The sequence below is a fragment of the Streptococcus pseudopneumoniae genome, assembly GCF_001073085.1.
GTDB classification, from domain to species: domain Bacteria; phylum Bacillota; class Bacilli; order Lactobacillales; family Streptococcaceae; genus Streptococcus; species Streptococcus pseudopneumoniae_M.
Genome location: NZ_JVFV01000027.1, coordinates 112750 through 132395, shown reverse-complemented (window position 1 = coordinate 132395; position 19646 = coordinate 112750). Strand labels below are relative to the sequence as shown.

Below are 19646 nucleotides of genomic sequence, written 5' to 3'. Positions count from 1 at the left end.
TGAAAGTATAAAATAGCTAGCTTAATCCAAGCTTAAAAACAAAAAAGTTTTTCACAATCTGTGGATAACTTTCGAAAAACTGTGAATTTATTGAAGTTTTTCAAAATCTTATCTGTGAATAAGATGTGAAATTGAGTGTGAATATGTTAGAATAGAAGAATGAAAATTAAAGTGGTAACAGTTGGAAAACTGAAAGAAAAATATCTCAAAGATGGCATAGCAGAATACTCTAAGAGAATTTCACGCTTTGCTAATCTAGAAATGATTGAGTTGGCTGATGAAAAAACACCAGATCGGGCCAGCGAATCTGAAAATCAAAAGATTTTGGAGTTGGAAGGGAACCGCATTCTTGCTAAAGTAGGGGAACGTGATTTTGTAGTTGTTTTAGCTATTGAAGGAACAACTTTTTCTTCTGAAGAGTTCAGTAAGCAGCTTGAAAGAGCTTCTATCAATGGATTTTCAACAATCACTTTTATCATTGGGGGGAGTTTAGGACTATCTCCAGAGGTGAAAAAGAGAGCCAATCTCTCTGTTAGTTTTGGTAGATTGACGCTTCCTCATCAACTAATGAGATTAGTCTTAGTAGAACAAATTTATAGAGCGTTTTCGATTCAACAGGGTTCTCCCTATCATAAATAGATGATTGACTAAGCTAGCTTTTTTTGATAAGATAGATTAGTAAGGTCTCATAGCTCAGCTGGATAGAGCATTCGCCTTCTAAGCGAACGGTCGCAGGTTCGAATCCTGCTGGGATCAGTGTTAAATCGTAAGCTGGGAAAAAATCCCAGCTTTTTTTGTAAAAATTTGACATTTCAGAATAAAATTTGAGCATTTGAGAAATAATTCTCTATAGGTATCGTAGATTTTATATAATATTTTTGTAAGTTAATTTACAAGAAAAACATTATAGGAGTTTATATTATGAAAAAGAATACAGATTTTGCTCAAATGAAAGATTTCCAACAATTGAACGAAAAAGAACTGCAGGAAATTAGAGGCGGGGATATTAGGAGTTTTAAGTTTTTAAATAAAATATTTCTGAAGAAGTAGTTTATTGAAGCAAGATAGGGAGAACATAATGGATTTATTTGGTGTGGTAATAGCTATTTTTTATGTTTTTATTATTATTAAAATTTATAAATGGATTTGTAAAGCAACTAGAAAAGAACAATGTATTTTTAGTATTTATATCTTTCTACTACAATTGACAGTGGAAGAAGGTACTTATTTGGTATTTGCTAGTAGTTTTGGATTGTCTAAATTTTTATTTCCTTTCCTCCTATTTGGTTACTTTGTTGGATTTAAGAAGTATGAGAAATCTAAGGGAATTTTTATCAGTCTATTATTTTCTCTTTTATATAATAGTACCAATAACTTTTTATCAGTAACCTTATCATCTATTACAGGAGATGAGTTTGCATTGAAGTATAACAATTATTTTTATCTATTTATCCTGATCTTAACTTATTTGGTTATTAAAGTTGTTGTTTCTTATTTCCATCTCGAATTTAAATATTTTGATAAAGACTATCTATATCCTTTTCTGAAGAAAGTGCTCTTTACATTTATTTTTCTACACGTTGTCTCTTTCACTTCAGATATTGTGAGTACTTTTCCCAATTTAAACAGTTTTGGAAGTATTTTATCATCCATTGTTTTTGTTGGTCTACTTTTGACCTTCTTTTCCATGAATTCTCACAAAGTTCAGATAGAAAAAGAAATCGAATTGGAACAAAAGAAGTTTGAGCAAAAACACTTACAAACTTACACGGATGAGATTGTTGCCTTATATAATGAAATTCGTGGTTTTCGCCATGATTATACAGGCATGCTTGTCAGCTTAAGAATGGCGATCGAAAGTAAAGATTTACAAGAAATTGACAGAGTTTACAGTGAAGTTCTTGTAAAGGCGAATCAAAAATTACGTTCAGATAAGTATACTTATTTCGATTTGAACAATATTGAGGATTCAGCACTTCGTAGTTTGATTGCTCAATCTATTGTCAATGCGAAAACTAATGATGTAGAGTACACACTAGAGGTAAAAGATATCATCACACCTTTGTCTATGGAATTATTAGACTTGGTGCGCGTGATGAGCGTTCTGCTCAATAATGCTGTTGAAGGGGCAGTTGAAAGCTATCAAAAACAACTAGAGGTAGCTATCATCAAGTTGGATCTTGAAACCCTAGTTGTCATCCAAAACTCTTGTAAAAAAAGAAATGTAAAATCCGAAGATTTATTTGAATTAGGATTTTCAACTAAAGGAAGACATAGAGGACTTGGACTTAATAATGTTAAAGAAATTTTAGGAAAATATGACAATGTTATTTTAGAAACAGAAATTGATAATGATGTATTTAAACAAGTAATTAGATTTAAGAGGGAACTGGTATGAAAGTATTAATTTTAGAAGATATTATAGAACACCAAGTAAGATTGGAAACAACTCTGAATAAAATTTCTAAGGAAACGAATATTCCTATCTCCTATAAAACAACAGGGAAAGTAAGAGAATTTATGGAATATGTAGAGCATGATGAAGTCAATCAGCTTTATTTTCTAGATATTGATATCAATGGGATTGAGAGAAAAGGATTTGAGGTTGCTCAATTTATTCGTCATCGCAATCCTTATGCTATTATTGTTTTTATTACAAGTCGATCTGAATTTGCTACCTTGACTTATAAATACAAAGTTTCAGCATTGGATTTCATTGATAAAGAAACCAGTGATCAAGTTTTTAAAAATAGAGTTGCCGACTGTGTGCTTTACACTAAGACTACTTTACTTGAAAACCAATCAGTCGTTGATTATTTTGATTATAGTTATAAAGGAAATGATCTTTGTATTCCTTATCATGATATTCTCTACATTGAAACAACGGGAACTTCTCATAAATTACGAATTGTAGGTAAGAATTTTGCCAAAGAATTCTATGGAACAATGACAGATATTCAAGAAAAGGATAAGGAAACACAACGTTTTTATCTAGCTCACAAGTCATTTTTAGTCAATATCGGTAATGTGAGAGAGATTGATCGTAAAAAAATGGAAGTTGTATTTTATGAAGATCATCGTTGTCCTATCTCACGCCTAAAAACTAAAAAATTGAGAGAACTAATGGCTAAAAACCAAAAAAAGTAATTGACAATTTTTGATAAATTGATATAATGGTTATATCTGCTACAAGTAGAGGGTCCGTTGGTTAAGAAATCGTCTTTTCATAGCGGTAACACGGGTTCGAATTCCGTACGGACTATTTAATCCGCCATAGCTCAGTTGGTAGTAGCGCATGACTGTTAATCATGATGTCGTAGGTTCGAGTCCTACTGGCGGAGTCAGATGAAAGGAACACTAATTTGGTGTTCCTTTTTTTGATTCTTTGTCCGATGTAATGAGGGGAGGCATATCTAAAATATTGAAAGAGAATGATTTGTGTCCGAAAATAAAACTAAGGAAAATTAGTATTAGCCTAATAAGAACAACAAAATAGGCTCCATAATATCCATAGGGGTTTGATTCCCTATAACTATTATAGAGCTTTTTATTAATTTGTATCCCCTAACATTTTCATTAAAAAGTCCGTGATTTCTTGTGGACTTTCTTTTTTTCCGTGGGCAATCCAGGTTTGACAGACTCCAAAGAGAGCATTTGTTAGGTAGACGCTACTGTATTCTAATTCTATTTCATTTAGTTTGAGTTGCATAAAACGTTTTTGAAGGTCTGTGCTCAGTAGGATGTGAAGCTTATTTCGCAGGAAATTTTGAATTTCCTTGGTTCCATTTTCAGATAAAAGAGTTGCTAGAAGCGGTTCTGATTCTAAGTATTCAAATACTTCTAGAATAGCATCTCGTTTGTGATTAGCATGTTTTTGAAAGATATATTCGAAGGTATGAAATAGTTTACTTTGGTAATGTTCAATCATATCGTATTTATCTTTGTAATGAGTATAGAAACTGGAGCGGCTAATTCCAGCTTTTTGTGCTAATTTAACAGTTGTAATCTGATCGAATGGTTGTTCCATCAATAATTCTACCATGGCATTTTCGATAATACGCTTGGTTTTTAATCGTTTATTACTTTCTTGCATGTTCCCTCCATATGAACATTTTTAGACAATGTGTTTAAAAATAGATTTTTTATCTTGTCTTTTTAATTTTTTGATGTATAATCTATTATATCAAAAATTTAGACAAGTAGTTTAAAAAAGGAGACAATATGTTTAAAGAATGGAAAGCAATCTTTAAAAAACCGACATTTATTATTGTCATGATAGGAATTTCCTTAATTCCAGCTCTTTACAATATCATTTTCTTATCATCAATGTGGGATCCATACGGTAAACTTTCGGAGTTACCTGTAGCAATTGTTAATAAGGATCAAGCTGCTACTTATAATGATGAAAAACTTACTATTGGTGAAGACATGGTGTCTAATTTAAAAGATAGTAATAGCCTGGATTTTCATTTTGTAGATGAAGGTGAGGGAGAAAGAGGACTGCGGGATGGAGATTATTACATGGTCGTAACGTTGCCAAGTAATCTTTCTGAGAAAGCTTCTTCTATCCTTACAAATCATCCTGAACAGATGACGATTGACTATCAGACATCAAGTGGTCATAGTTTTACTGCAAGCAAGATGAGTGATTCTGCCATGACACAAATGAAACAGACAGTGGCTACTAATGTTACTCAATCTTATACTAAAGCTTTATTTAAAAAGATGGGTGATTTAAAACTTGGTTTATCTCAAGCTGCAAATGCAAGTTTACAATTGGCTGATGGTTCGAATCAGCTTTCTGATGGGAGTCAAACCTTAACAACCAATCTTCAAACCTTAGCTCAATCGAGTCTCACATTTTCTAATGGTGCTGATCAATTATCTACAGGTTTAGGAACCTATACAGCTGGTGTAAATCAGTTAAATCTTGGTCTTGGTAATTTTAATACTGGTTTAAATCAATATACCAGCGCTATTTCACAAATCGACAATGGATTAAACCAACTGAATTCACAGACACCGGCACTGGTATCAGGATTGACTCAACTTGATTCAGGCACACAAGCCTATACAGGTGGTGTTTCTCAATTAAATTCAGGATTAAATCAATTTTCACTTGGTATTGATACTTATACAAATGGAGTTCAAAGTCTATCATCAGGTGCAAATCAGATTTCTACTAAATCAGAGATTCTACGTACAGGATTAACAAAACTTAATCAAGGTATTCAAGAACTTTCTACTCAATTAAATGGGGCAAACCAACAAAAAGATCAGATTAAACAATTAGCAACTAGTTTAGAGCAATTTAATCAAGCTATTCAAAATATTCAAACAGCAAATAGTGGAGAGATAACACAAGTAACAAACCAGCTTTCTAGTAGTCTATTAACGATTGCAAATTCAGCACAAAGCATCATTACTTCAAATCAAGCTGAAAAAGAAACTACTTTGTCAGCTATTCAATCTACTAGTGCTTATCAAAGCTTAACTCCTGACCAACAGGCAGAGATAACTTCTGTGGTTTCTAATCCATCATCTTCTACTAGTGAGTCAGCACGAACAATTTTAACTACAGTTCAAACGTTACAATCTTCTTTAGAAAATGTAACCACTCAAACAGATAGTCTAACTCAATTAAAGAATCACTCAAGTCAATTATTACCAACTGCTTCTTCAACATTGACAAGTTTGTCAAGTGGATTAACACAGGTTCAAACAGCAATTGATGGTCAGTTATTGCCAGCTAGTCAAACTCTTGAATCTGGTATTGAAAGCTATACAAAATCTGTAGACCAAGTAGCTTTAGGAGCAAGTCAGTTGAGTTCGAAAAATTCGAACTTGACAGGAAGTTTCAATAAGTTGCTACAAGGTTCTAATCAGTTGACAGAAAAATCTTCAACATTGACAGGTGCTACTGCTAAGTTAGCAGAGAATGCACCAGAATTAGCAACAGGAATTGATAAACTTGCATCAGGTGTCAACCAAGTAAACAATAAAACATCAGATTTAACCGCTGGATTTAATCAATTACAAGCGGGCTCTCAACAATTAGCTGATAAATCAGACCAGCTAGTTTCTGGTGCAAATCAACTATCTAATGGTTCTGAAAAAATAGCTAGTGGAGCAGATCAACTTGCTCAAGGATCAGAAATTCTACAATCAGGACTTGGAAAATTAAGTGATGGTTCAAGTCAATTAAATCAAGGTTTGACAGAGGCTGAGGGGCAATTGAAACAGGCTTCAACTGAACCAACAAATGCAGATTTACTAGCTGATCCTCTAAGTCTTTCAAAAACTGATAAGGATCAAGTAGCAGTTAATGGAATTGCCATGGCTCCATATATGATATCAGTTGCTCTTTTTGTTGCTGCTATTTCAACTAATATGATTTTTGCTAAATTGCCTTCTGGGCGTCATCCAGAAAGTCGCTGGGCTTGGTTTAAGTCTCGCTTTGAAATTAACGGTATCATTGCTGGTTTGGCAGGAGTATTAGTTTATGGCGGAGTACATTTAATCGGACTGACTGCAGTTCACGAATTCAAAACCTTAGCTTTGATCATTTTAACCAGCCTTGCTTTTATGGCGATGGTAACAGCATTGACAACCTGGAATTCTCGCCTAGGCGCCTTCTTCTCCTTAATTTTATTACTCCTTCAATTAGCATCAAGTGCAGGAACTTATCCTTTAGCTTTGACGAATCAATTCTTTAAAACTATTAACCCATGGTTACCAATGAGTTATTCAGTTTCAGGTTTACGACAAACCATTTCTATGACAGGTAATATTCATAGTCAGATTATTTTCCTTATCTTTACAGTAATGATTTTTGTTATTTTAGGAATGCTTGCCTACCAACCTAAAAAAGCTGAAGAAGACTAAAAACTATCGACCGATTCGGTCGATAGTTTTTTATCTAGAATATTTTTTTCTTTGAATATCATAAAAAATAAAGACAATAATGGCTATAAGAGAACAACTTGCTCCAGCGATAAATCCTTTTGGAATAAAGGAAAGGGTAATAGCTCCTTCACCTTCAGGAACATCAATTTTCATAAATCCAGTTTGTGCCTGTTGAATTTGTAATTTTTTACCATTTTGATAAGCAGACCATCCTTGATCGTATGGAATTGTGAAAAAGATCGATGTCTCATTCTTTATCTTATAATTTACAGTGACTTTATTTTTATAAGAGCTCACCTCTACTGGATTTTCTTTTATTTTGCGTATAGCCTCCGTATATTTCTTAGTATCTAAGCGATAGAAAGTTGGAGATTCAAATGATACTTGAGCATTTCCTGGAAACTTAACTTGGATATCAAAAGTTTGTTTATGTTCTGTATATCCAAGATTGAAAAATGTAAAAGCATTATCTGTGGTAAAGGATTTTTTTTCACCATTGACAATGATGTCAACTTGCTTTTTCTTATCATTTGAAAAATTTAGCTTGGTCATGGAAAGGTAAACCTGACTATTATCAGGTACTTCAATACTGTAGCTGATAGTTGCATCTTCAGTATCAGTTCCGTTTAGATTGACCACGCTGTCACCAGAGTCTGTATGATGATTTATCGGATAAAAGTACTCTTCATTTAAGCCAGCAATTTGATTTAAAAATTGAGTTTGGTTATCAAGAGTATGGTCATTAAAAGTGACATCTTTATAAAGTGACTGTGTAGCAAAAGCAATTGGGAGAGCGAATTGATTTTTATAAAGGGTTAGATTATCTTTTTGATAGCTTGGATGAAAACCATATTTATCTGGATAGGTTTCAGAAATATTGTAGCTGATTCCAAATAGACTATCTGCAATGATAGTATTATTTGCATAACGAAGATTAAGGTTGGTACCTGAAGATTTAAAACCCAACTTATCTAACGTTGTACTTGCAGAACGATTACGAACAGATGAAAATTGTGAGATGCCATTGTAGTTAAATTTTATGCTATCGTTTCCAGTTTGAGTTTGTAACTTTTCAGTTCGTGTAAATGTATCTGGTTGCTGTTTGGTATACTCCAAAATAGCTTCTATACTTGGAATATCTTTATCATAGGTACTACGAGAAGCAAATCCCCATTCTTTCGTAATTCCATTTAGTTGAGATGAAGCATTAAAACTAATTTCACTTATTGTAAAGATCAAAATAAGAATTGAAAAGATTTTTAGAGAAATCAGTTTTTTAATAAGTGCCAATAGTAACAGTAAGTATACCACTAAGAATTCAAGCGTTAAGAGTATATTTAATTTAGTTAAAAATGAATAATGATTTTTAAAATAAATGGTTGTCAGATAGCCAGATAAAAGTAAAGTCATTGAGAATAAAATGTTCCACAATTTTATATCTTTAACTCTATTTAAAACTTCTGCTGAAATATAAATCAAGAGAGTAGAGAAAATCCACGCATAGCGATGAAGAAACATATTTGGCGCGTGCATTCCTTGCCAAAATAAATCTAAGGCTTCTAGATAAAAACTAGCAATGATGATAATGAGTAGAGTTGCATAGCATAGTTTCACGTGAAACTTAATTGATTTTAATGTAAAGAATACAATTGTTAAGATAAAAGGAAGGAGGCCAACAAAAATCATTGGGATGGAACCATACTTAGTTGTGTCGAAAGCACCAATGAATTGTTTAGCGAATAGATCTAGATACCAACTGGTATCTGTTTTTATTTTTGTAATAGCGGTTAATTTTTCACCATGAGTTCTTAAATCAAACAAGGTTGGGAGTGTCATGATGAAACTTGTTAAACCAGCGAGTAAGGATGTTAGGAAAAAATCAAGAAAAGAATACTTGCGACTTTTAAAATCCCAGGAAAGTTGGCAAAAATACCAAACTACTAAAAACAGGGCAGTCATATAACCAAAATAGTAGTTTTGGATAAATAATATTGACAAACTTGTAAAGTATAGAATACGTTTTTTTTCCGTTATGAGTAGATGTAAACCAGTTAAAATTAAGGGAATTAAAATAAAAACATCTAACCAAGTTTTAATCTCAAGTTGACTAACTGTAAAGCTCATTAAAGCATATGAGGTAGATAGAGCTAATCGAAGTGGGGCTGGTATATTTTTAAATAGTTTACTCAAGCTAAAAAAGGTTGACAGACCTATCAAGCCAAATTTCAACAAGGTTGCAAGATAAACTGCATCTGGCATGCTTGATACATCAAAAAAATAAACAAGAGGAGATAGAAAACTACCAAGGTAATAACTGGACAAGGCATAAAAATTGAGACCTAGACCGCTGGTAAAAGTATAAAATAGACTATCACTCCCATGTAAAATATTACGAAGATTAAGATCAAAAATAACATATTGATGAAATCCATCCCCTAATAAAGGTGAAGTATCACTATTCCAGTAGATACCTTGAGAAAGATAGACTCCGAACATAATCACTAGGGGAATGATGAAAGAAATAAGATAGGTCCAATAGTTTCTGAAAAATGTTTTCATGTTACCTCATAGAATGTTAGAAAACTCAGTTGGTTAATCCAACTGAGTTTTAAAGTATTATTTAGTCTTTCCAAAGTTCTTTGACTTTTGCTTGTACTTCAGCATTTTCTAAGAATTCATCATAGGTTTCATCGATACGGTCGATTACACCGTTTTTAGATAGGACAATAATGTGGTTAGCCAATGTTTGAATGAATTCATGGTCATGGCTGGCAAAGATGATAGATTCTTTGAAGTTTTTCAATCCATCGTTCAAACTTGAAATAGATTCCAAATCTAAGTGATTAGTAGGATCGTCAAGTACTAGAACATTTGATTTCAAAAGCATGAGTTTCGATAGCATCACGCGCACTTTTTCTCCCCCTGACAAGACATTTACAGGTTTGTTAACCTCATCTCCAGAGAAGAGCATGCGACCAAGGAAACCACGCAAGAAGGTATTGTCATCTTCTTCTTTACTTGCAAATTGACGGAGCCAGTCAAGAATAGATTCACCCCCAGCAAAATCAGCTGAATTGTCTTTTGGTAAGTAAGAGCGACTAGTTGTAACCCCCCACTTGACAGTTCCTTCATAGTCGATATCACCCATAATAGCACGGATGAGAGCAGTTGTTTGGATATCGTTTTGTCCGATAAGAGCTGTCTTGTCACCTGGACGCAAGATAAAGCTGATGTTTTCAAGAATAGTTTCGTCATCAATCTTGACAGATAGATTTTCTACTGTCAAGAGATCGTTACCGATTTCTCGTTCAGCTTTAAAGTTGATAAATGGATATTTACGACTAGATGGCACAATTTCTTCAAGTTCAATCTTATCAAGCATTTTCTTACGTGATGTTGCTTGTCTTGATTTAGAAGCATTAGCAGAGAATCGAGCAACGAATTCTTGGAGTTGCTTAATTTTTTCTTCTGCTTTTGCATTACGGTCTGCTAGCAATTTAGCAGCAAGCTCAGAAGATTCTTTCCAGAAATCGTAGTTTCCGACATAGAGTTTGATTTTTCCAAAGTCAAGGTCGGCCATGTGAGTACATACTTTGTTCAAGAAGTGACGGTCATGGGATACGACAATAACGGTGTTATCAAAGTCAATCAAGAAATCTTCTAACCAAGTAATAGATTGGATATCCAAACCGTTGGTCGGCTCGTCTAGAAGAAGTACATCTGGTTTACCAAACAAGGCTTTAGCAAGAAGTACTTTCACTTTATCTCCATTTGCAAGTTCACTCATATTTTGGTAATGAAGATCTTCAGGGATATTCAAGTTTTGCAAGAGTTGTGAAGCTTCACTCTCAGCTTCCCAACCACCTAGTTCAGCAAATTCACCTTCAAGCTCAGCTGCACGAACTCCATCTTCATCAGTAAAGTCTGCTTTCATATAGATAGCATCTTTTTCTTTCATGATGTTGTATAGTTTTTCATTACCCATGATAACAACATCAATAACACGTTCATCCTCATAGTCAAAGTGATTTTGACGAAGCACAGAAAGACGTTCATCAGGTCCAAGAGAAACATGACCAGTTGTAGGTTCAATATCTCCAGCTAAGATTTTTAAAAATGTTGATTTACCTGCACCGTTAGCACCAATTAAACCATATGTGTTTCCTTCTGTAAATTTGATATTGACCTCATCAAAAAGTTTGCGATCACTAAAACGTAGTGAAACATCAGATACTGTTAGCAATTTTTTTCTCCTATTATATGTAATACTCTAATTCTACTAGAAAATCAGCAAATATTCAAATTTTTATCTGTCAATTATTTGTAAAGAATGTTTACAGATAGTTTACAGTTAAGGAGTTGAAATCGTAATTATTTGATAAAAAAAATTATCTGTCTTTTTATCAAAAAAATGCTATAATTGAAAGGACCATATCAAAGGAGAATAAGATGAATAAACCCATTATTTTAACAGGAGATCGTCCAACGGGGAAATTACATATTGGGCACTACGTTGGTAGCTTAAAAAATCGTGTCTTGTTACAGCAAGAAGATAAATATGACATGTTTGTTTTTTTGGCTGACCAGCAAGCTTTAACTGACCATGCAAAAGATCCACAAACTATTGTAGAGTCTATCGGGAATGTTGCCTTGGACTATCTTGCAGTGGGATTGGATCCTAATAAATCAACGATTTTCATTCAAAGCCAGATTCCAGAATTGGCAGAGTTATCTATGTACTACATGAACCTAGTTTCATTAGCTCGTTTGGAACGAAATCCTACTGTAAAGACAGAAATTGCTCAGAAAGGATTTGGAGAAAGTATTCCAACTGGATTTTTAGTTTATCCAATTGCTCAAGCAGCAGATATCACAGCTTTTAAGGCTAACTATGTTCCTGTAGGTACAGACCAAAAACCGATGATTGAACAAACGCGTGAGATTGTACGTTCATTCAACCATGCCTATAATTGTGATGTTTTAGTAGAACCGGAAGGAATTTATCCTGAAAATGAAGGAGCAGGTCGCTTACCTGGTCTTGATGGAAATGCCAAAATGTCTAAATCGCTTAATAATGGTATCTACTTGTCAGATGATGCAGATACTTTGCGTAAGAAAGTAATGAGTATGTATACAGATCCAGATCACATTCGTGTTGAGGATCCAGGTAAGATTGAAGGAAATATGGTTTTCCATTACTTAGACGTATTCGGACGTCCTGAAGATGCTCAAGAAATTGCTGACATGAAAGAGCATTATCAATGTGGAGGTCTAGGTGATGTTAAGACAAAACGGTATCTACTTGAAATCCTAGAACGTGAACTTGGTCCAATCCGTGAACGTCGCCTAGAATATGCTAAAGATATGGGTGAAGTGTATAATATGTTACAAAAAGGTAGTGAAAAAGCTCGAGAAGTTGCTGGCCAAACGCTATCAGAAGTAAAATCAGCAATGGGTCTAAATTACTTTCATTAATCGATAAAATACGAACTCTAAAACTATCTCTTCTTTAAAATTAAAGGGATAGTTTTTTTACATTATCTATTATCAATATAATTGACAAATTTTCATAGAATGGTATGATAGATACAATACAAAAAGCGTCAAGCTCAAAAAGAAAGAAAAGAGGAAACTTCAATGTCTAATTGGGACACTAAATTTTTGAAAAAAGGTTTTACCTTTGATGATGTATTGCTTATTCCAGCAGAGAGTCATGTATTGCCTAATGATGCGGATTTAACAACAAAATTGGCAGATAATTTGACTTTAAATATCCCAATTATTACAGCAGCCATGGATACTGTAACAGAAAGCCAAATGGCGATTGCTATTGCGCGTGCAGGTGGTCTTGGTGTTATCCATAAAAATATGTCTATTGAACAGCAGGCAGATGAAGTTCGTAAGGTAAAACGTTCTGAAAATGGTGTTATCATTGATCCATTCTTCTTGACTCCAGAGCATACAATTGCAGAAGCAGATGAACTCATGGGACGTTACCGTATCAGTGGTGTTCCAGTGGTTGAAACTCTTGAAAATCGTAAATTGGTTGGTATTTTAACAAACCGAGACCTTCGTTTTATTTCAGATTACAATCAACCAATCTCAAATCATATGACCAGTGAGAATCTTGTTACTGCTCCTGTTGGAACAGATCTTGAAACAGCTGAGAGCATTCTTCAAGAACACCGTATTGAAAAACTTCCTTTGGTTGATGAAGAAGGTCGTCTTTCTGGCTTGATCACGATTAAAGATATTGAAAAAGTGATTGAGTTTCCAAATGCAGCTAAAGATGAGTTTGGTCGTCTTCTAGTTGCTGGTGCGGTAGGTGTAACTTCTGATACTTTTGAACGTGCTGAAGCTCTCTTTGAAGCAGGAGCAGATGCAATTGTCATCGATACAGCACACGGACACTCTGCAGGGGTTCTTCGTAAAATCGCTGAAATCCGTGCCCATTTCCCAGACCGTACACTGATTGCTGGAAATATCGCTACTGCTGAAGGAGCCCGTGCCCTTTATGATGCAGGAGTTGACGTTGTTAAAGTTGGTATTGGGCCAGGTTCAATCTGTACAACTCGTGTTATCGCTGGTGTAGGAGTTCCACAAGTTACAGCTATCTATGATGCAGCAGCCGTTGCACGTGAATATGGCAAAACAATCATTGCTGATGGTGGAATCAAGTATTCTGGAGATATTGTTAAAGCCCTTGCTGCTGGTGGAAATGCAGTAATGCTTGGATCAATGTTTGCAGGAACAGATGAAGCTCCAGGAGAAACTGAAATCTTCCAAGGACGTAAGTTCAAGACATACCGTGGTATGGGTTCAATCGCTGCTATGAAGAAGGGTTCAAGTGACCGTTACTTCCAAGGCTCAGTCAATGAAGCAAACAAACTTGTTCCAGAAGGAATTGAAGGACGTGTTGCATATAAAGGAGCAGCAGCTGATATCGTATTCCAAATGATTGGTGGTATCCGATCTGGTATGGGTTACTGTGGTGCAGCTAACCTTAAAGAATTGCATGACAATGCTCAATTTATCGAAATGTCTGGTGCTGGTCTAAAAGAAAGCCATCCACACGATGTGCAAATCACAAATGAAGCACCAAACTACTCAATGTAATAAAAAATCTCCTGAAAAACAGGAGATTTTTTATTGTTTACACCAATGTAAATATTAGTTTACAGATAATTGGCCGTTCTTTACAGTAAATATACTGAGATTATCAGGTAAGTTTTGAAGATGCTCTAAACTAGTTGTTGTAATAAAGGTTTGAATATTTTGAGATATGGTTTCTAATAATTTAAGTTGACGAGTATTGTCAAGTTCGCTCATAACATCGTCAAGTAAAAGTATAGGCGATTCTTTTGTAATGTTCTCCATTAATTCTATTTCAGCTAGTTTAATAGAAAGAACAAGGCTACGATGTTGCCCTTGACTTCCAAAGCTTGCGTCCATTCCATTGATTAAGAAAATCATATCATCCCGATGAGGACCAACTCCAGTATTCTTTTTAAATAGATCTCTTGATCTACTTTTTTGAAGTGCTGTATAAAAAGATTCAGCTAGTTTTTCCTTATCAGTGAAGTTTACAGATGGTTGATAACGAATTGACAATTCTTCTAATTGGTTCGAAATATCAAAGTGTTTTTCACGACCAAAAGACTCCATTTTTTTGATAAATTCTTCTCTGTGGACCATCACTCGACAACCATAGTCTACTAGCTGGTCATCCAGAACAGATAAAAAGGTTTCGTCAATCTGATTCGCTGACTTTAAGTAGGTATTTCTTTGTTTGAGCACATGGTTGTAGCTTGACAAGTCTGACAAGTATATGGGTTTGATTTGACCTAGCTCCATATCTATAAACTTACGTCGGATAGCCGGTGCTCCTTTGACAAGTTGTAAATCTTCGGGTGCAAATAGAACAACATTCATGTGTCCAATATAGTCAGATAGCCGAGCTTGCTTTAAGTGATTGACTTTAGTAATCCGACCTTTTGGGGTTAAGTCAATCTCAAGTGGAACAGTAGTCGTTCGTTTTTGAAGAATTCCAGAAACTTGAAGTTGTTGTTCTTCAAATTGAATTAAATTTTTGTCCGTCTTTGTCCGATGACTTCTAGTTAAAGCTAAAAAGTAAATACTTTCCAGAAGATTGGTTTTGCCTTGTGCATTTCGACCAACAAATACATTCAATTTAGGATTAAATCCAATCTCAGTATCCTGATAGTTTCTAAATTGCTTGATGGATAAGTTTTTTAGCCACATACTTATCTACCTGGGAAACGTGGTGCAGTTTTTGTTTTAGCTTTCGGGGTCTTTTTTGTTGGCTTTTTTTTGACCGTCTTATTCATTTCTTTGACAAGTTTAGCCACACGTTCTTTCTCAAGTTTTTCTTGGAGATATTCTTCCTGTTCTTCTAAGCTCGGTTGCGTCAGAATGATTTGGATTTTCATGTCAGGAATGTCGATAGAGTCTCCGATTCTTACTTTTTTCCCACGACGATTTTCTAATTCCCCATTAAAATAGACAAGATGCTCAGCTAAAAAGGATTTAATAGCTCCGCCACTGTGTATTATACCAAGTTCTTTCAAGAGAGCTTGGAGAGTGATAAATTCTTCAAATAATTTGTATTCCATAGTTCACCTCAATCTTTGGTATTATACCATATTTTACCTTGAAATGGCAGAGGTAAATTCGTTAGAAATGAAAGCGGTTTTAATTCTAAAAGGGGTAAAGAGAACAAGAAAAATTTCTCTTTTCATGGTATAATAGAACTCTATGTAGAAGGAGGTAAGCGATGGAGTTAGTACCTGGAATTGCAGTGCATTTTATCCAATCAAAAAAATTTAAAACTAATAAAATTACTGTGCGTTTTACAGCTCCGTTGTCTTTGGATTCAATTTCAAGCCGCATGTTAAGTGCCAGTATGCTTGAAACTGCTAACCAAAGTTATCCAACTGCTCAACTGTTTAGAAAACGTTTAGCAACCTTGTATGGAACTGATTTGTCAGCGCACGCCTATCGAAGAGGACAAAGTCATCTTGTGGATTTGAGTATTTCCTATGTGCGTGATGAATTTTTAAGTAAGAAAAACGTATTAACTTCTCAAATTTTAGAATTACTGTACCAGGTTCTGTTTACACCATTGTCGGATGAGGATGGATTTGAGAAAAATGCTTTTGACATCGAGAAAAAACAGATCTTATCAAGGCTAGAATCAGAATTGGAAGACCCATTCTTCTTTGCCCATAAAGAGTTAGATCAATTGTTTTTCCAAGAAGAATCAATGCAGCTAGTTCCTAAAGATTTGATTTCTAGAATTTCAGAAGAGACTCCAGAAACATGTTTTTCAAGCTATCATAAAATGCTAAAAGAAGACCAAATAGATATTTTCTTCTTGGGTGATTTTAATGAAATTGAAGTTTTAGAGTTTTTACATAAATTTCCTTTAATAGGTCGTAAATCAGCTGTAAACATTCAATATCAGCAACCCTATTCTAATATTCTTAGAGAAGGTATTGTTAGAAAGAGATTAGGACAGTCTGTTTTAGAGATGGGTTACCATAGTTCAGTGGCATATGGTGATGAAGCACAGATGGCAGTGCTTCTTGCCAATGGTCTTTTAGGAGCCTTTCCTCATTCGAAACTGTTTACCCAAGTGCGCGAAAAGGAAGGTCTGGCCTATACTGTATCGAGTCATTTGGATCTTTTTAGTGGATTTTTACGATTGTTTGCTGGAATCGATCGGCAAAATCGAAATAAAGTAAGAAAATTGATGAATCATCAGTTGCTTGACATAAAAAATGGCAAGTTTACAGATAAGGAAATTGATCAGACCAAACAAATGATTCGTCGATCCTTACTACTAGCTCAGGATAATCAAGATTCTATTGTCGATAAATATTATCTGTCAACTTTTTTTGGGAAAGCGAATCTTGATACAAAAACTTTAATCGATAAGCTTGAACAAATTGATAGAGAAGCGATTTGTGAAGCAGCAAATAGTTTTAAGTTGCAGGCTATTTATTTTATGGAAGGAGCAGAATGACCAGACCTACTTTTCAAAAGAAATATTATCCTGCTGTAAAAGAAACTTTGTATCAAACTAGATTAGAAAATGGTTTGACAGTTACTTTACTACCTAAAAAGGATTTTAACGAGGTTTATGGAGTTGTGAGTGTCCAAGTCGGTTCTGTTGACACAAGGTTTACAGTGGATGATAAGGATTTACAACAATATCCACAAGGAATCGCTCATTTCTTAGAACATAAGCTTTTTGAAAGAGAAGATTCTGGAGATATTATGGCAGCTTTTACAGAGTTGGGTGCTGAAAGTAATGCCTTTACGAGCTTTACGAACACTAGCTATCTTTTCTCGACTTCTGAAAATGTTCTAGAGTGTTTAGATTTACTAGACGAACTTGTCACTACTTTCAATATGACTGAAGAATCTGTGGAGCGCGAAAAGGATATCATTCAACAGGAAAGAGAGATGTATCAGGATGATCCGGATTCTTGTCTATTTTTCAAGACTTTGGCAAATCTCTATCCAGAAAGTCCTTTAGCTTCAGATATTGTTGGTAGTGAAAACTCTATTGATGCTATTTGTTTGGAGGATTTAAAAGAGAACTTTAAAGAGTTTTACAGACCTGTCAATAGTAATATCTTTTTGGTCGGTAATTTTAAACTTGAACTTCTTGAAGATTATTTTACTAAGAATTCTTATCTTCAAGAGAAAAAACATGAGTTTAAAAGAGAACAAATATCTTTACATCCTGTAAAGACTACTGAAAGTATACGGATGGACGTGGCTTCTCCAAAATTAGCGATTGGTATTAGAGGAAATAAAGATATTGGAAATCTAGATCAGTATCGTTATCATCTTTTATTGAAATTGTTATTCACAATGATGTTTGGTTGGACCTCACAAAGATTTCAGAGATTATATGAGTCTGGTAAACTGGATGCTTCCTTGTCTTTAGAAATTGAAGTAGATCATCGTTTCCATTTTGTGATGTTGACAATGGATACAAAAGAACCTGTGGCACTTTCTCATCAATTTCGTAAAGCTATTCGCAATTTTATGAAAGATGAGGATGTAACAGAGGATCATTTGGATATTGTAAAAACTGAGATGTATGGGGAATTTCTTCATAGTATGGATTCCTTAGAATATATTGCTACTCAGTATCATCCAACTGAGACAGGCTCGACCCTGTTTGACCTTCCTAAACTTTTGCAGGAAATTACTTTAGAAGATGTTCTAGAAGCAGGACATGATTTGATAGATAATAGCGATATGGTTGATTGTACAATTTTCCCGATATAATCGCTAGAAAATACACTAGAAAGAAGGAATGTTAAGTATGAGAAAAAAAACAATTGGTGAGGTCTTACGTCTTGCAAGAATTAACCAAGGACTGAGCTTAGAAGAATTGCACAGAAAGACAGATATTCAGCTGGATTTGTTGGAGGCAATGGAGTCAGATGATTTTGACAAACTACCGAGTGCTTTTTATGCTCGTTCATTTTTGAGAAAGTATGCTTGGGCTGTTGAATTAGATGAAAATATCGTTCTAGATGCCTATGATTCGGGAAGTATGATTACTTATGAAGAAGTTGATGTAGATGAGATTGAACTTTCAGGACGTAGACGGTCTAATCGAAAGAAAAATTCATTTCTCCCGCTATTTTACTTTGTTCTTTTTTCTTTATCAATTTTAATTTTTGTAACCTACTATGTGTGGAATTATATTCAAACCCAACCAACTGCGTCTTCTGCAGCAACTTATAGTGTTGTGAGTTCAACAAGTAGCTCTAGTAGTGTAGCATCAAGTAGTAGTCAAGCTACTAGTTCATCAAGTTCGAGCGAGGCAACTACTTTGACTGTTTCAGGTCAGGGAGATGCTTTATCAGTGGAATATAAGACATCTAAAGATTCTGCGGAGCTTCAATTATCTGTTACAGATGCAACAAGCTGGATTAGTGTTTCGGATACTGATTTATCAGGAGGAGTGACTCTTGAACCTAATAATAAAACAGCTAAAACAACCATTTCTAAAGGATCTCCAGTAACCATAACATTGGGTGTTGTTAAAGGAGTGTCAGTGAAAATTGATAATAAGGAAATTGACACTTCAAAATTAACTGGTCAAACTGGTTGGATTACTCTAACATTAAGTTCAAACTAAAGGAAGGATAACATGAAAAAAGAGAATATTCCTAATATGCTTACGCTTGGTAGAATTTTATTTATTCCGATTTTTATTCTCCTTCTATCAGTTGGACCATCTCCAGTGTTACATAAAATAGCAGCAGTTATTTTTGCTATTGCCAGTATCACTGATTATCTAGATGGTTATTTAGCTAGAAAATGGCAAGTGGTTAGTAATTTCGGAAAGTTTGCAGATCCAATGGCTGATAAATTATTGGTCATGTCAGCCTTTATCATGTTGGTCGGTCTAAAGATGGCACCAGCTTGGGTGGTAGCAGTTATTATCTGCCGTGAACTTGCAGTCACTGGTTTGCGCTTGCTCTTAGTTGAAACAGGGGGTACCGTTCTAGCTGCTGCTATGCCTGGAAAAATCAAGACATTTAGTCAGATGTTTGCGATAATATTCTTGCTACTTCACTGGAATGTGCTTGGTCAGATAACTCTTTATATTGCCTTGTTCTTCACAGTTTATTCTGGCTATGATTATTTCAAGGGAAGCGCATATTTGTTTAAAGGAACCTTTCGTTAGA

The 19646-nt window shown here is 34.6% G+C and carries 16 protein-coding genes and 2 tRNA genes; 13 read left to right on the top strand and 5 right to left on the bottom strand.

Going from position 1 to position 19646, the window contains the following annotated elements:
- Positions 1–159: 159 nt before the first annotated feature.
- The 6 genes from rlmH to ADH90_RS06015 all read left to right on the top strand — a co-directional run bounded on the left by rlmH (position 160) and on the right by ADH90_RS06015 (position 3341).
- Positions 160–639, top strand: a complete 480-nt coding sequence (rlmH, locus tag ADH90_RS06035) for a 23S rRNA (pseudouridine(1915)-N(3))-methyltransferase RlmH (RefSeq protein ID WP_000695942.1) — start codon at positions 160–162, stop codon at positions 637–639.
- A gap of 43 nt (positions 640–682) precedes the next feature.
- A tRNA-Arg gene (locus ADH90_RS06030) sits at positions 683–756 on the top strand.
- A 165-nt stretch (positions 757–921) separates the two neighbouring features.
- Positions 922–1050 carry a bacteriocin gene (locus tag ADH90_RS10825; protein WP_080982632.1) on the top strand — a complete coding sequence of 43 codons (129 nt, stop codon included), beginning with the start codon at positions 922–924 and terminating at the stop codon, positions 1048–1050.
- Positions 1051–1078: 28 nt separating this feature from the next.
- On the top strand, positions 1079–2398 hold the full coding sequence (comD, locus tag ADH90_RS06025) for a competence system sensor histidine kinase ComD (protein WP_049530390.1): 1320 nt from the start codon (positions 1079–1081) through the stop codon (positions 2396–2398).
- Positions 2395–3147: a competence system response regulator transcription factor ComE gene (gene comE, locus ADH90_RS06020; protein WP_049530388.1), complete on the top strand. Its 753-nt coding sequence runs from the start codon at positions 2395–2397 to the stop codon at positions 3145–3147. Before comD ends, comE begins: the two co-directional genes overlap by 4 nt.
- A 120-nt stretch (positions 3148–3267) precedes the next feature.
- A tRNA-Asn gene (locus ADH90_RS06015) sits at positions 3268–3341 on the top strand.
- Positions 3342–3550: 209 nt separating this feature from the next.
- Here the strand turns inward: ADH90_RS06015 and ADH90_RS06010 are convergent.
- Positions 3551–4093: a TetR/AcrR family transcriptional regulator gene (locus tag ADH90_RS06010; RefSeq protein WP_001158258.1), complete on the bottom strand. Its 543-nt coding sequence runs from the start codon at positions 4091–4093 to the stop codon at positions 3551–3553.
- Positions 4094–4221: 128 nt separating this feature from the next.
- Here ADH90_RS06010 and ADH90_RS06005 point away from each other — a divergent pair, with 128 nt between their 5' ends.
- Entirely contained in the window at positions 4222–6885 is a 2664-nt protein-coding gene (locus tag ADH90_RS06005; protein ID WP_049530387.1) for a YhgE/Pip domain-containing protein, read from the top strand.
- Positions 6886–6915: 30 nt separating this feature from the next.
- Here the strand turns inward: ADH90_RS06005 and ADH90_RS06000 are convergent, their stop codons facing one another.
- Positions 6916–9465, bottom strand: coding sequence for a YfhO family protein (locus tag ADH90_RS06000; protein ID WP_049530385.1), 2550 nt, complete (start codon positions 9463–9465; stop codon positions 6916–6918).
- Between the two features lie 61 nt (positions 9466–9526).
- Positions 9527–11149 (bottom strand): ATP-binding cassette domain-containing protein, encoded by a 1623-nt coding sequence (locus ADH90_RS05995; protein ID WP_049530383.1) that lies wholly within the window; start codon positions 11147–11149, stop codon positions 9527–9529.
- Positions 11150–11355: 206 nt separating this feature from the next.
- Between ADH90_RS05995 and trpS the strand changes: the two genes are divergently transcribed.
- Together trpS and guaB are read left to right on the top strand one after the other, a co-directional pair.
- Complete coding sequence (gene trpS, locus ADH90_RS05990; RefSeq protein ID WP_049530382.1) at positions 11356–12381, top strand: tryptophan--tRNA ligase; 1026 nt, start codon at positions 11356–11358, stop codon at positions 12379–12381.
- Positions 12382–12543: 162 nt separating this feature from the next.
- On the top strand, positions 12544–14022 hold the full coding sequence (gene guaB / locus ADH90_RS05985; RefSeq protein WP_045762410.1) for an IMP dehydrogenase: 1479 nt from the start codon (positions 12544–12546) through the stop codon (positions 14020–14022).
- Positions 14023–14076: 54 nt separating this feature from the next.
- Here the strand turns inward: guaB and recF are convergent, their stop codons facing one another.
- Positions 14077–15168, bottom strand: coding sequence for a DNA replication/repair protein RecF (gene recF, locus ADH90_RS05980; RefSeq protein ID WP_049530380.1), 1092 nt, complete (start codon positions 15166–15168; stop codon positions 14077–14079).
- A gap of 2 nt (positions 15169–15170) precedes the next feature.
- A complete protein-coding gene (gene yaaA / locus ADH90_RS05975) occupies positions 15171–15539 on the bottom strand; it encodes a S4 domain-containing protein YaaA (protein WP_049530379.1) in 369 nt (122 codons plus the stop codon).
- A 161-nt stretch (positions 15540–15700) separates the two neighbouring features.
- Between yaaA and yfmF the strand changes: the two genes are divergently transcribed.
- Genes yfmF through pgsA form a run of 4 tightly spaced genes read left to right on the top strand, consistent with a single transcriptional unit; the run spans position 15701 to position 19645 of the window.
- A complete protein-coding gene (yfmF, locus tag ADH90_RS05970; protein WP_049530377.1) occupies positions 15701–16951 on the top strand; it encodes an EF-P 5-aminopentanol modification-associated protein YfmF in 1251 nt (416 codons plus the stop codon).
- Positions 16948–18231 carry an EF-P 5-aminopentanol modification-associated protein YfmH gene (gene yfmH / locus ADH90_RS05965; protein WP_049530376.1) on the top strand — a complete coding sequence of 428 codons (1284 nt, stop codon included), beginning with the start codon at positions 16948–16950 and terminating at the stop codon, positions 18229–18231. The genes yfmF and yfmH overlap by 4 nt, the downstream gene beginning before the upstream one ends.
- 37 nt (positions 18232–18268) lie before the next feature.
- On the top strand, positions 18269–19093 hold the full coding sequence (gene rodZ / locus ADH90_RS05960) for a cytoskeleton protein RodZ (RefSeq protein WP_080982631.1): 825 nt from the start codon (positions 18269–18271) through the stop codon (positions 19091–19093).
- A 12-nt stretch (positions 19094–19105) separates the two neighbouring features.
- Complete coding sequence (gene pgsA, locus ADH90_RS05955) at positions 19106–19645, top strand: CDP-diacylglycerol--glycerol-3-phosphate 3-phosphatidyltransferase (RefSeq protein ID WP_049530373.1); 540 nt, start codon at positions 19106–19108, stop codon at positions 19643–19645.
- The last annotated feature ends 1 nt before the right edge of the window (position 19646 follow it).